This is a genomic window from Klebsiella sp. CN_Kp097 (genome assembly GCF_040064495.1).
GTDB classification, from domain to species: domain Bacteria; phylum Pseudomonadota; class Gammaproteobacteria; order Enterobacterales; family Enterobacteriaceae; genus Klebsiella; species Klebsiella aerogenes.
In genome coordinates, this window is record NZ_JBEAIL010000023.1 from 67566 (window position 1) to 80754 (window position 13189).

11 protein-coding genes are annotated in these 13189 nt (G+C 55.4%); all 11 read left to right on the forward strand.

Features of this window, described 5'->3' with window-relative positions; all coding sequences use genetic code 11:
- Positions 1-321: 321 nt before the first annotated feature.
- Positions 322-1290, forward strand: coding sequence for a transcriptional regulator LeuO (gene leuO, locus ABLV07_RS19285; RefSeq protein WP_015704394.1), 969 nt, complete (start codon positions 322-324; stop codon positions 1288-1290).
- Positions 1291-1679: 389 nt separating this feature from the next.
- Positions 1680-3404, forward strand: coding sequence for an acetolactate synthase 3 large subunit (ilvI, locus tag ABLV07_RS19290; protein WP_032706640.1), 1725 nt, complete (start codon positions 1680-1682; stop codon positions 3402-3404).
- 2 nt (positions 3405-3406) lie between these two features.
- Complete coding sequence (gene ilvN, locus ABLV07_RS19295; RefSeq protein WP_015368257.1) at positions 3407-3898, forward strand: acetolactate synthase small subunit; 492 nt, start codon at positions 3407-3409, stop codon at positions 3896-3898.
- A gap of 197 nt (positions 3899-4095) precedes the next feature.
- Positions 4096-5100 (forward strand): catabolite repressor/activator, encoded by a 1005-nt coding sequence (gene cra, locus ABLV07_RS19300; protein WP_157195062.1) that lies wholly within the window; start codon positions 4096-4098, stop codon positions 5098-5100.
- 638 nt (positions 5101-5738) lie between these two features.
- A complete protein-coding gene (gene mraZ, locus ABLV07_RS19305) occupies positions 5739-6197 on the forward strand; it encodes a division/cell wall cluster transcriptional repressor MraZ (protein WP_015368255.1) in 459 nt (152 codons plus the stop codon).
- Position 6198: 1 nt separating this feature from the next.
- Positions 6199-7140, forward strand: coding sequence for a 16S rRNA (cytosine(1402)-N(4))-methyltransferase RsmH (gene rsmH, locus ABLV07_RS19310; RefSeq protein WP_015368254.1), 942 nt, complete (start codon positions 6199-6201; stop codon positions 7138-7140).
- The gene (gene ftsL / locus ABLV07_RS19315; protein ID WP_015704398.1) at positions 7137-7502 is read left to right on the forward strand and encodes a cell division protein FtsL; all 366 of its coding nucleotides are present in this window, start codon (positions 7137-7139) and stop codon (positions 7500-7502) included. Before rsmH ends, ftsL begins: the two co-directional genes overlap by 4 nt.
- 15 nt (positions 7503-7517) lie before the next feature.
- Entirely contained in the window at positions 7518-9284 is a 1767-nt protein-coding gene (locus tag ABLV07_RS19320; RefSeq protein ID WP_015368251.1) for a peptidoglycan glycosyltransferase FtsI, read from the forward strand.
- Complete coding sequence (gene murE, locus ABLV07_RS19325) at positions 9271-10758, forward strand: UDP-N-acetylmuramoyl-L-alanyl-D-glutamate--2,6-diaminopimelate ligase (RefSeq protein WP_015368250.1); 1488 nt, start codon at positions 9271-9273, stop codon at positions 10756-10758. The genes ABLV07_RS19320 and murE overlap by 14 nt, the downstream gene beginning before the upstream one ends.
- Positions 10755-12113, forward strand: a complete 1359-nt coding sequence (gene murF, locus ABLV07_RS19330) for a UDP-N-acetylmuramoyl-tripeptide--D-alanyl-D-alanine ligase (protein WP_157195061.1) — start codon at positions 10755-10757, stop codon at positions 12111-12113. Before murE ends, murF begins: the two co-directional genes overlap by 4 nt.
- The gene (mraY, locus tag ABLV07_RS19335) at positions 12107-13189 is read left to right on the forward strand and encodes a phospho-N-acetylmuramoyl-pentapeptide-transferase (protein ID WP_004204335.1); all 1083 of its coding nucleotides are present in this window, start codon (positions 12107-12109) and stop codon (positions 13187-13189) included. Before murF ends, mraY begins: the two co-directional genes overlap by 7 nt.

The window sequence follows — 13189 nt, forward strand, 5'->3', positions numbered from 1 at the left end:
TATGCGCTGCCGCATTGAGTCGTTCGAAAGGATAACGAAGTGTTAATTTTAATCAGGTAAAAAATAGATAGTTAATTAATACTTAAATTGCAATTAACTATTGGTGGTGTTGTTTATTCCTGTGATCTATGGGTACACTTTATATCATCAAGTAAATGATATGTTTTAGGCGGGTTCCGGTGATATCCAGTGAGGTTTTTCGTCGCTACTCATAACCTTGATATATTCCTAAAATTCCATTTTGCCCTTTTGCAGATTTAATATGCATGATAAATGATATTGTCTTAATTAATTACTGCACTTTGGTAAAAGGAATTTAGCGTGACGGTGGAGTTAGATATGTTAATTGAAAATACTGAATATAAATCAGCCCCGGGACAGGAAGTCGTCAAACCACAACTGCGGATGGTGGATCTCAACCTGCTGACCGTCTTTGATGCGGTGATGCAGGAACAAAATATTACCCGTGCGGCCCACACTCTCGGCATGTCCCAACCGGCGGTGAGTAACGCGGTATCTCGTCTCAAGGTGATGTTTAATGATGAACTGTTTGTTCGCTATGGGCGTGGCATTCAGCCAACGGCGCGGGCCTATCAGCTGTTCGGCTCAGTACGCCAGGCATTGCAACTGGTGCAAAATGAGTTGCCGGGTTCCGGTTTTGAACCGCTGAGCAGTGAGCGCGTATTTAACCTCTGCGTTTGTAGCCCATTGGATAATTACTTAACCTCGCTAATATTTAATAAAGTTGGTGAAATCGCGCCAAATATTCATCTGGTCTTTAAATCAGCGCTACATCAAAACACCGAACATCAGCTGCGTTATCAGGAAATTGAATTCGTTATCGGTTATGAAGAGTTCCGTCGCCCGGAGTTTGCCTGCATACCTTTATTCAAAGATGAAATGGTTCTGGTGGCCAACCGTAAACATCCGCGTATTTCCGGGCCGCTAACGGAAGCGGATATTTATCAGGAAGAGCACGCGGTCGTCGCATTGGATCGTTATGCGTCATTTAGCCAGCCGTGGTATGACTCCGTGGATAAACAATCCTGTATTGCTTATCAGGGTAATGCCATGGTTAGCGTATTAAACGTGGTGTCGCAAACCCACATGGTGGCAATAGCGCCACGTTGGTTGGCCAATGAATTCGCTGATAAATTAGATTTGCAGATCTTACCGTTGCCGCTGAAGGTCAACAGCCGTACCTGCTTCCTCTCCTGGCACGAAGCGGCCGGTCGTGATAAAGGCCATCAATGGATGGAAGAGTTATTGGCGAATATCTGTCAGCGCTAATCGACGTTATCGACCAACGGCGGCGAAAGCGCCAGCTTATCTGAGTAAACTTTAAAAAAGCAGAATATTATTCTGTTTATCACCGCGGGTTCTCGCAACCCGACGGTGAAAAATGGATGATTTTCTGCCGTAAGCCGTTTCTCCCGAGTATTGGCTATCTCATTTTGTTATTCCTGAAGCAATCCTCCATATATTTCTCCAGATGCTTTCTTTTCTGCTTTTAAGAGGCGCGCTATACGCTCTCAGGCGAATTGCCTGCCTGTTGGCGAGCAGTTATGTTAATGCACAGCAAGTCGTTCACCTCAATGCGCTGTCTTGACGGCGCATCATACGACGCGCGCGGAAAATGACTTCCGCCGTCGTGAAAACAATAAGCCTGGAGGCAAACCATGGAGATGTTGTCAGGAGCCGAGATGGTCGTCCAATCGCTTGTCGATCAGGGCGTCAAGCAAGTATTCGGCTATCCCGGAGGCGCGGTCCTCGATATCTATGATGCATTACATACCCTCGGCGGCATTGACCATGTGCTGGTCCGCCATGAGCAGGCGGCGGTGCATATGGCCGACGGACTGGCGCGCGCAACCGGCGAAGTCGGGGTGGTGCTGGTGACCTCCGGCCCGGGAGCGACTAACGCTATTACCGGTATCGCCACGGCTTACATGGATTCTATTCCGCTGGTCATTCTTTCCGGGCAGGTCGCCACCTCGCTGATTGGCTACGATGCCTTCCAGGAGTGCGATATGGTCGGTATCTCGCGCCCGGTGGTTAAACACAGCTTCCTCGTGAAACAGACTGAAGATATTCCCGGTATTTTAAAGAAAGCCTTCTGGCTGGCGGCCAGCGGCCGACCGGGGCCGGTAGTGGTCGATTTGCCGAAGGATATTCTCAATCCGGCGAAAAAGCTGCCTTATGTTTGGCCGGATGCGGTCAGCATGCGTTCCTATAACCCGACAACCAGCGGTCATAAAGGGCAGATCAAACGTGCGTTGCAAACGCTGGTGGCGGCGAAAAAACCGGTCGTATACGTTGGCGGTGGGGCAATCAATTCGCAGTGTGAAGCACAGCTGCGTACGCTGGTCGAAAAGCTGAAGCTACCGGTGGTCTCTTCATTAATGGGTTTAGGCGCTTTTCCGGCGACTCATCAGCAGGCGCTGGGGATGTTGGGGATGCACGGTACCTATGAAGCCAACATGACCATGCATCATTCCGACGTTATTTTTGCAGTCGGCGTCCGCTTTGACGATCGTACCACCAACAATTTGGCTAAGTACTGCCCGAACGCCACGGTGCTGCATATTGATATCGATCCCACGTCGATCTCCAAGACCGTCCCGGCGGATGTGCCGATCGTCGGCGACGCGCGCCAGGTGCTTGACCAGATGTTTGATCTGCTTGAGCAGGAAGAGAGCCAGCAGCCGCTGGATGAGATCCGCGACTGGTGGCAGCAGATCGAACAGTGGCGTTCCCGTCACTGTCTGCAATACGACACGCAAAGCGGCAAGATCAAACCACAGGCGGTAATCGAGGCTATCTGGCGCCTGACCAACGGTGATGCTTACGTGACTTCCGACGTTGGACAGCATCAGATGTTCGCCGCGCTCTATTATCCATTCGATAAACCACGGCGTTGGATTAACTCCGGCGGCCTCGGCACGATGGGCTTTGGCCTGCCAGCGGCACTGGGCGTGAAGATGGCGCTACCGCAAGAAACCGTTATCTGCGTGACCGGCGATGGCAGCATCCAGATGAACATTCAGGAGCTTTCCACCGCCCTGCAGTATGAACTGCCGGTGCTGGTGCTGAACCTGAATAACCGCTACCTCGGAATGGTAAAGCAGTGGCAGGATATGCTCTATTCTGGCCGCCATTCGCAGTCCTATATGGAATCGCTGCCGGACTTCGTTCGCGTCGCCGAGGCTTATGGCCACGTTGGTATTCGTATCAGCGAGCCGCAAGAGCTGGAAGCGAAGCTGGCGGAAGCCCTGGAGCAGGTGCGTAATAATCGTCTGGTGTTCGTTGATGTTACGGTTGATGGTAGCGAGCATGTTTATCCCATGCAGATCCGCGGCGGCGGCATGGACGAAATGTGGTTGAGCAAAACGGAGAGAACCTGATTATGCGCCGGATATTATCTGTATTACTGGAGAACGAATCGGGAGCGTTATCCCGGGTGATCGGCCTCTTTTCGCAGCGCGGCTACAATATTGAAAGCCTGACGGTAGCGCCAACCGACGATCCGACGTTGTCCCGCATGACCATCCAGACGGTGGGCGACGAAAAAGCCATTGAGCAGATTGAAAAGCAATTACATAAGCTGGTGGACGTGCTGCGGGTCAGCGAACTGGGTCAGGGCTCCCACGTCGAACGTGAAATCATGCTGGTGAAAGTGCAGGCCAGCGGTTATGGCCGCGAAGAGGTGAAACGCAACACCGAGATCTTCCGTGGGCAGATCATTGACGTCACGCCATCTATTTATACCGTGCAGTTGGCCGGAACCAGCGATAAGCTGGATGCGTTCCTGGCTTCTTTACGCGATGTCGCGCGCATTGTTGAAGTGGCGCGATCCGGAGTAGTCGGCCTGTCGCGCGGCGATAAAATCATGCGCTAACCCCTGACAAACTGACGTAAAAACAGCCCGACACGAACTGTCGGGTTATTTTTTTGCGAATTCCGTAGGAACTGTGGACGAAAGCGGTTGCCGCGCTATCTATTCTGCGTTTAGATGTTATAAAAATGGAACTCTATACTCTAATGAGTATGTCTATTTAATGGTTGTTTTTTGTACTTCTTACCCAAGGGGCAATTGTGAAACTGGATGAAATCGCCCGGCTGGCCGGTGTTTCAAGAACCACCGCGAGCTATGTGATTAATGGCAAAGCGAAGCAGTATCGCGTCAGCGATAAAACGGTCGAGAAGGTGATGGCGGTGGTGCGCGAGCACAACTACCACCCGAATGCGGTCGCTGCTGGCCTGCGCGCAGGACGCACGCGTTCAATCGGTCTGGTGATCCCGGATCTCGAAAATACCAGTTATACCCGTATTGCGAACTATCTGGAGCGCCAGGCGCGTCAGCGCGGCTACCAGTTGCTGATCGCCTGCTCGGAAGATCAGCCGGATAACGAAATGCGCTGTATTGAGCATCTGCTGCAGCGTCAGGTGGATGCAATTATCGTTTCGACTTCGCTGCCGCCGGAGCACCCGTTCTATCAGCGCTGGGCGAACGATCCTTTCCCGATTGTCGCGCTCGACCGCGCGCTCGATCGTGAACACTTTACCAGCGTCGTCGGCGCCGATCAGGACGACGCTGAGATGCTTGCCGCCGAGCTGCGCAAATTCCCCGGTGACCGATTGCTCTATCTGGGAGCGCTGCCGGAGCTGTCGGTGAGCTTCCTGCGCGAGCAGGGGTTCCGTTCAGCCTGGAAAGACGACCCGCGCGAGGTGAACTTCCTCTATGCCAACAGCTATGAACGCGAAGCCGCGGCCCAGCTGTTTGAAAAGTGGCTGGAAACGCATCCGATGCCGCAACTGCTGTTCACCACCTCTTTCCCGCTGCTGCAGGGGGTGATGGATGTCACGCTGCGCCGTGAGGGCAAACTGCCATCTGAGCTGGCCATCGCCACCTTCGGTGATAACGAACTGCTCGACTTCCTGCAGTGCCCGGTGCTGGCGGTCGCGCAGCGTCATCGCGACGTTGCCGAGCGCGTTTTAGAGATTGTACTGGCAAGCCTGGATGAACCACGTAAGCCGAAACCGGGCTTAAGTCGTATACGTCGTAACCTCTATCATCGCGGAAGTTTGAATCGTCGCTGATTCATTTGCGAAAAAAGGTTAAGATTCTTCGTAGGTTATTCGCCAGATGGATCAGCATCTGGCGATATTCCATACAATTTACGTAGAGATTCGTAAATCTATTCGCTTTCAGACAAATCCCTAAACTTCTTTACGCCTTATTTTGTTTTATTCTGGAGCAGGCTTTTTTTGTATCCAAATGGTGCAAGAAAAAGCGCAGCGGCATTAATTTGAATTGTTTTGTTACATTCTTCGTAATAATTGCTGAATTAACAATCGCTTTATCCCACCTTCCCCGCCGCTGAGAGCGTCAGGCCGCGGCACAAGTGCTTCTCCGTCCACAACCGGCACTGTTAACGGACATCAGAATGACCTAAAATGCCGCTCGCGTCGCAAACTGACACTTTATATTTTCCCGTTGAAGATATTTTGTCGTTTTTAACTGTTACGGGTTTGTTGGTTATTTTCTTACACGTATTCATAACGTTAATTTGCCTCGTTTGTTGGTGATTTATTCATCAGGGCTAATATCGGCTGTAAATAATGGGTTTTTGCGCTCCGTTGGCATTAGTGCTGGCTTGACAAGCTTTTCCTCCGCTCCGTAAACTCCTTTAGGTGGGAATTTGTGGGGTAAAGTGGCGAAAAGGGGTGAGGCTGGCATGTTCCGTGGAGCAACGTTAGTCAATCTCGACAGTAAAGGCCGTTTGGCCGTACCGACGCGCTACCGCGACGGGCTGATCGAGGATGCTTCTGGTCAAATGGTATGCACCATTGACATTCATCACCCGTGCCTGCTGCTTTATCCTTTGCCTGAATGGGAAATCATCGAGCAAAAATTGTCGCGTTTGTCGAGCATGAATCCCGTTGAGCGGCGCGTACAGCGCCTGCTTTTGGGGCATGCCAGCGAATGTCAGATGGATAGCGCCGGACGATTGCTAATCGCGCCGGTGCTGCGGCAACATGCCGGGCTGACAAAAGAAGTGATGCTGGTCGGACAGTTTAATAAATTTGAACTGTGGGATGAAACGACCTGGTATCAACGGGTCAAGGAAGATATCGACGCTGAGCAGTCCGCTACCGGTGAACTGTCGGAGCGCCTGCAGGATTTGTCTTTATAAAATGATGGAAAATTTTAAACATACTACGGTACTTCTGGATGAAGCCGTTAACGGCCTGAATATTCGTCCAAATGGTATCTACATTGATGGAACCTTTGGCCGCGGTGGTCACTCGCGTCTGATCCTCTCCCAACTGGGGGCGGAAGGGCGCCTGCTGGCAATCGATCGCGACCCGACGGCTATTGCCGTTGCGCAAACCATCGATGACCCACGCTTTTCCATCGTACATGGTCCTTTCTCGCAGCTGGCTGACTACGTCGCCGAGCGCAATCTTACCGGCAAGATCGACGGTATTCTTCTCGATCTTGGCGTTTCTTCACCGCAGCTGGACGACGCGGAACGCGGGTTCTCCTTTATGCGCGATGGTCCGCTGGACATGCGCATGGATCCGACTCGCGGTCAGTCCGCCGCCGAATGGTTACAGACCGCCGAAGAAGCCGACATCGCCTGGGTAATCAAAACCTTTGGCGAGGAGCGTTTCGGTAAACGTATCGCGCGCGCGATCGTTGAGCGTAACCGCATTGAGCCGATGACCCGTACCAAAGAGCTGGCGGAAGTTATCGCGGCGGCAACGCCGGTGAAAGATAAGCACAAACATCCCGCGACCCGTACCTTCCAGGCGGTGCGCATCTGGGTGAACAGTGAACTGGAGGAGATAGAGCAGGCGCTAAAAAGCTCGCTCGGCGTGCTGGCCCCCGGTGGTCGGCTGTCGATTATCAGTTTCCATTCGCTGGAAGACCGCATTGTGAAGCGCTTTATGCGTGAGCAAAGCCGCGGTCCGCAGGTTCCAGCAGGGATCCCGATGACTGAAGAGCAGCTCAGGAAACTGGGCGGCCGTCAGTTGCGAGCACTAGGCAAGTTGATGCCGGGCGAAGAAGAGGTGGCAGAGAATCCACGCGCCCGTAGTTCAGTGCTGCGTATCGCAGAGAGGACGAACGCATGATCGGCAGAGTGACAGTAGCCTTAAGCAAAGTTAAAGGATCGTTAGGAAGCAACGAGCGCCATGCCTTGCCTGGCGTTATCGGGGACGATCTTCTGCGGTTTGGGAAGCTGCCACTCTGCCTGTTCATTTGCATCATCATAACGGCAGTGACCGTGGTGACGACGGCGCACCATACCCGTCTGTTAACCGCGCAGCGTGAACAATTGGTTCTGGAGCGTGACGCTCTGGATATTGAATGGCGCAACCTGATCCTCGAAGAGAACGCCCTTGGCGATCACAGTCGGGTTGAGCGGATCGCGACAGAGAAGTTGCAGATGCAACACGTTGATCCATCACAAGAAAATATAGTGGTACAGAAATAAGGATTATTGCGACGCATGAAAGCAGCGCCGAAAACGCCAAAAGCAAAACGTCAGGAAGAACAGGCCAACTTTATTAGTTGGCGTTTTGCGTTGCTGTGCGGATGTATTTTAATCGCTCTCGCCTTCCTGCTTGGCCGCGTCGCGTGGCTGCAGGTGGTGAGCCCGGATATGCTGGTGCGTCAGGGAGATATGCGTTCCCTGCGTGTGCAGGAAGTGTCAACCGCGCGTGGCATGATTACCGACCGCTCCGGCCGCCCGCTGGCGGTCAGCGTGCCGGTAAAAGCCATCTGGGCCGACCCGAAAGAGCTGCATGATGCCGGAGGCGTGACGCTCGATAACCGCTGGAAAGCGTTAGCCGATGCGCTGAACATGCCGCTGGACCAGCTGGCATCGCGCATCAACAGCAACCCGCGGATGCGTTTTATCTATCTGGCGCGTCAGGTGAACCCTGACATGGCTGACTACATCAAAAAACTGAAGCTGCCGGGGATTCATCTGCGTGAGGAGTCTCGCCGTTACTATCCGTCAGGCGAAGTAACCGCTCACCTCATTGGCTTCACCAACGTCGATAGCCAGGGGATTGAAGGGGTTGAGAAAAGCTTTGATAAGTGGCTGACCGGCCAGCCGGGCGAGCGTATCGTGCGTAAAGACCGCTATGGTCGCGTGATCGAAGACATTTCTTCCACCGACAGCCAGGCGGCGCATAACCTCGCGCTGAGCATCGACGAGCGCCTGCAGGCGCTGGTTTATCGCGAACTGAATAATGCGGTGGCGTTCAACAAAGCGGAATCAGGCACCGCCGTTTTGGTCGACGTCAACACCGGTGAAGTGCTGGCGATGGCGAATAGCCCGTCGTACAACCCGAATAATTTCGCGGGTACGTCCAAAGATACCATGCGTAACCGCGCCATCACCGACGTATTCGAACCGGGTTCAACGGTCAAACCGATGGTGGTGATGACGGCGCTGCAGCGCGGCATCGTCAATGAAAATACCGTGCTGAACACCATTCCATATCGAATTAACGGCCACGAAATCAAAGACGTGGCGCGCTATAGCGAATTAACCCTGACCGGGGTGCTACAGAAGTCGAGTAACGTCGGCGTTTCTAAGCTGGCGTTAGCGATGCCGTCCTCAGCGTTAGTAGATACTTACTCACGTTTTGGGCTTGGAAAGGCGACCAATTTGGGGTTGGTCGGAGAACGCAGTGGCTTATATCCTCAAAAACAACGGTGGTCTGACATAGAGAGGGCCACCTTTTCTTTCGGCTACGGGCTAATGGTAACTCCGTTACAGTTAGCGCGAGTCTACGCAACGATTGGCAGCTACGGCATTTATCGCCCGCTGTCGATTACCAAAGTTGATCCACCGGTTCCGGGCGAGCGCGTGTTCCCGGAATCACTGGTTCGTACCGTCGTTCATATGATGGAAAGCGTGGCGCTGCCCGGCGGCGGCGGCGTGAAAGCGGCGATCAAAGGCTATCGCATCGCGATTAAAACCGGTACGGCGAAAAAAGTGGGGCCGGATGGCCGCTACATCAACAAATATATTGCTTACACCGCAGGCGTTGCGCCCGCCAGCCACCCGCGTTTCGCGCTGGTGGTGGTGATCAACGACCCGCAGGCAGGTAAATACTACGGTGGCGCCGTTTCCGCGCCGGTATTCGGTGCCATCATGGGCGGCGTATTGCGCACCATGAACGTCGAACCGGATGCGCTGGCAACGGGCGAAAAAAGTGAATTTGTGATTAATCAAGGCGAGGGAACAGGTGGCAGATCGTAATTTGCGCGACCTTCTCGCTCCGTGGGTGCCAAATGCGCCGGAGCGAATTCTGCGAGAGATGACGCTGGACAGCCGCGTAGCGGCGTCCGGCGACCTCTTTGTCGCGGTACAGGGTCATCAGGCGGACGGGCGTCGTTATATCCCGCAGGCGATAGCGCAAGGTGTTGCTGCCATTATTGCTGAGGCGCAGGGCGAGGCCGCAGACGGCGAAGTTCGCGAGATGCACGGCGTGCCGGTCATCTACCTGAGCCAACTAAACGAGCGGTTATCCGCGCTGGCCGGGCGTTTTTACCAACAACCTTCGCAGCAGATGCGTCTGGTGGGCGTCACCGGTACTAACGGTAAAACCACGACTACGCAGCTGTTGGCGCAGTGGGCAAAGCTGCTCGGCGAAACCAGCGCGGTGATGGGTACCGTCGGTAACGGCCTGCTGGATAAAGTGGTGCCGACCGAAAACACCACCGGCTCTGCGGTCGATGTTCAGCACGTGCTTTCCGGCCTGGTAGGGCAGGGGGCGACTTTCGGTGCGATGGAAGTCTCTTCTCACGGGCTGGTTCAGCATCGCGTGGCGGCGCTGCAGTTTGCCGCCTCGGTGTTTACCAACCTGAGCCGTGACCACCTCGACTACCATGGCGACATGGAACATTACGAAGCGGCGAAATGGCTGCTCTATTCCACTCACCATTGCGGCCAGGCCATTGTTAACGCTGACGATGAAGTCGGGCGTCGCTGGCTGGCGAAACTGCCGGATGCGGTGGCGGTGTCGATGGAAGATCATATCAATCCGAACTGCCACGGCCGCTGGCTGAAGGCGACCGCGGTCAACTATCACGACAGCGGCGCGACCATTCAGTTTGACTCGAGCTGGGGCAAGGGCGAAATCGAAAGCCGCCTGATGGGCGCCTTTAACGTCAGCAACCTGCTGCTGGCGCTGGCGACGCTGCTGGCGCTGGGCTATCCGCTGGCGGATCTGCTGAAAACCTCTTCGCGTTTACAGCCGGTGTGCGGCCGTATGGAAGTGTTCAGCGCGCCGGGCAAACCGACCGTGGTGGTTGATTACGCCCATACGCCTGACGCGCTGGAAAAAGCGCTGCAGGCCGCGCGTCTGCACTGCAGCGGCAAGCTGTGGTGCGTCTTCGGCTGCGGCGGCGACCGCGACAAAGGTAAGCGCCCGCTGATGGGCGCTATCGCGGAAGAGTTTGCCGATATCGTGGTCGTGACTGACGATAACCCGCGTACCGAAGAGCCGCGGGCGATTATCAATGACATTCTGGCTGGCATGCTTGATGCCGGGCAGGTGAAGGTGATGGAAGGCCGCGCGGAAGCGGTGACCGGCGCGGTGATGCAGGCGAAAGCGAACGACGTTGTGCTGGTAGCGGGCAAAGGCCACGAAGACTATCAGATAGTCGGCAACCGCCGTCTGGATTATTCCGACCGCGTTACCGTCGCGCGTCTGCTGGGAGCGGTAGCATGATTCGCTTTACATTAAGCCAGCTCGCCGAGATCACCCGCGGCGAACTGCAGGGTAGCGATATCGCTATCGATGACGTGACGTCCGATACCCGCAAAGTCACGGCAGGTTGCCTGTTTGTGGCGCTGAAGGGCGAGCGATTCGACGCGCATGATTTTGCCGAACAAGCGAAAGCGGCGGGCGCAGGCGCGCTGCTGGTTAGCCGCCCGCTGGCCTGCGATTTACCGCAGGTGGTGGTGAAAGATACCCGTCTGGCTTTCGGCGAGTTAGCGGCCTGGGTGCGTCAGCAGGTGCCGACCCGCGTCGTTGCGCTCACCGGTTCGTCCGGTAAGACCTCGGTGAAAGAGATGACCGCGGCGATCCTCAGCCAGTGCGGCAACACGCTGTATACCGCCGGTAATCTGAACAACGATATCGGGGTTCCGATGACGTTGCTGCGTCTGAATAAAGATCACCAGTATGCGGTGATTGAACTCGGCGCCAACCATCAGGGCGAAATCGCCTGGACCGTCAGCCTGACGCGTCCGGAAGCGGCGCTGGTCAACAACCTCGCCGCCGCGCACCTCGAGGGCTTCGGCTCGCTGGCGGGCGTGGCGAAAGCGAAGGGTGAAATCTTTACCGGCCTGCCGCAAAACGGCACCGCGATTTTGAATGCCGACAACAATGACTGGCTGAACTGGCAGAGCGTGATTGGCGATCGCAAAGTGTGGCGCTTCTCGCCGAACGCGGCGAACAGCGACTTCACGGCGACCAACGTGAATATCACCAGTCATGGTACCGAATTTACGCTGCAGACCCCGTTCGGGAATGTCGACGTACTGCTGCCGCTGCCGGGGCGCCATAACATCGCTAACGCGCTGGCGGCAACATCGCTGGCGATGGCGGTCGGCGCCGATCTGGCCGCGGTGAAAACCGGGCTGGCGCAGCTGCAAGCGGTGCCGGGACGTCTGTTCCCGATTCAACTGGCGGAAAACCAGCTGTTGCTGGATGACTCCTACAACGCCAACGTCGGTTCGATGACCGCCGCGGTACAGGTGCTGGCGGAAATGCCGGGCTTCCGGGCGATGGTGGTCGGCGATATGGCGGAGCTCGGCGCTGAAAGCGCGGCCTGTCATCGCGAAGTTGGCGAAGCGGCGAAAGCGGCGGGGCTGGATTGCGTCCTCAGCGTCGGTTCCCTGAGCGCGGATATCAGCAGCGCCAGCGGCGTGGGCGAACATTTTAACGATAAAGCCGCCGTGGTAGCTCGCCTGCGCGAGCTGCTGGCAGAGCATAAAATCATGACCATTTTAGTGAAGGGTTCACGTAGTGCCGCTATGGAAGAGGTAGTACGCGCATTACAGGAGATTGCGACATGTTAGTATGGCTGGCCGAACATCTGGTCAAATATTATTCCGGCTTTAACGTCTTTTCCTATCTGACGTTTCGCGCCATCGTCAGCCTGCTGACCGCGCTGTTCATCTCTCTGTGGATGGGCCCGCGCATGATCGCCCGTCTGCAAAAACTGTCCTTTGGTCAGGTCGTTCGTAACGACGGCCCGGAGTCCCACTTCAGCAAACGCGGTACCCCAACCATGGGCGGGATCATGATCCTTACCGCGATTACCGTTTCCGTCCTGCTGTGGGCCTATCCGTCCAACCCGTACGTCTGGTGCGTGCTGACGGTATTAATCGGCTACGGCATCATCGGGTTTGTCGATGATTACCGTAAAGTCGTGCGCAAAGACACCAAGGGCCTGATTGCCCGCTGGAAGTATTTCTGGATGTCGGTGATTGCGCTGGGCGTAGCGTTCGCGCTGTATCTGGCGGGGAAAGACACCCCGGCGACCGAGCTGGTAGTGCCATTCTTTAAAGACGTGATGCCGCAGCTGGGACTGTTTTACATCCTGCTGGCTTACTTCGTCATCGTCGGTACCGGCAATGCGGTCAACCTGACCGACGGCCTCGACGGCCTGGCGATTATGCCGACCGTCTTCGTCGCCGCCGGCTTTGCGCTGGTGGCGTGGGCCACCGGGAACATGAACTTCGCCAACTACCTGCATATTCCTTATCTGCGTCACGCCGGCGAGCTGGTTATCGTCTGTACGGCGATTGTCGGCGCGGGCCTGGGTTTCCTGTGGTTCAACACCTACCCGGCGCAGGTCTTTATGGGCGATGTCGGTTCGCTGGCGCTCGGCGGCGCGCTGGGCATTATCGCCGTACTGCTGCGCCAGGAATTCCTGCTGGTGATTATGGGCGGCGTTTTCGTCGTGGAAACCCTGTCGGTTATCCTGCAGGTCGGCTCGTTCAAGCTGCGCGGCCAGCGCATCTTCCGTATGGCGCCCATTCACCACCACTATGAACTGAAAGGCTGGCCGGAACCGCGCGTTATCGTGCGCTTCTGGATTATTTCGCTGATGCTGGTGCTGATTGGCCTGGCGACGCTGAAGGTACGTTAA

Coding starts and splice junctions, on each gene's coding strand:
- ilvI (WP_032706640.1), top strand. CDS start 1,680: ATGGAGATGTTGTCAGGAGCCGAGATGGTCGTCCAATCGCTTGTCGAT.
- ABLV07_RS19320 (WP_015368251.1), top strand. CDS start 7,518: ATGAAAGCAGCGCCGAAAACGCCAAAAGCAAAACGTCAGGAAGAACAG.
- ftsL (WP_015704398.1), top strand. CDS start 7,137: ATGATCGGCAGAGTGACAGTAGCCTTAAGCAAAGTTAAAGGATCGTTA.
- mraY (WP_004204335.1), top strand. CDS start 12,107: ATGTTAGTATGGCTGGCCGAACATCTGGTCAAATATTATTCCGGCTTT.
- murF (WP_157195061.1), top strand. CDS start 10,755: ATGATTCGCTTTACATTAAGCCAGCTCGCCGAGATCACCCGCGGCGAA.
- mraZ (WP_015368255.1), top strand. CDS start 5,739: ATGTTCCGTGGAGCAACGTTAGTCAATCTCGACAGTAAAGGCCGTTTG.
- ilvN (WP_015368257.1), top strand. CDS start 3,407: ATGCGCCGGATATTATCTGTATTACTGGAGAACGAATCGGGAGCGTTA.
- rsmH (WP_015368254.1), top strand. CDS start 6,199: ATGATGGAAAATTTTAAACATACTACGGTACTTCTGGATGAAGCCGTT.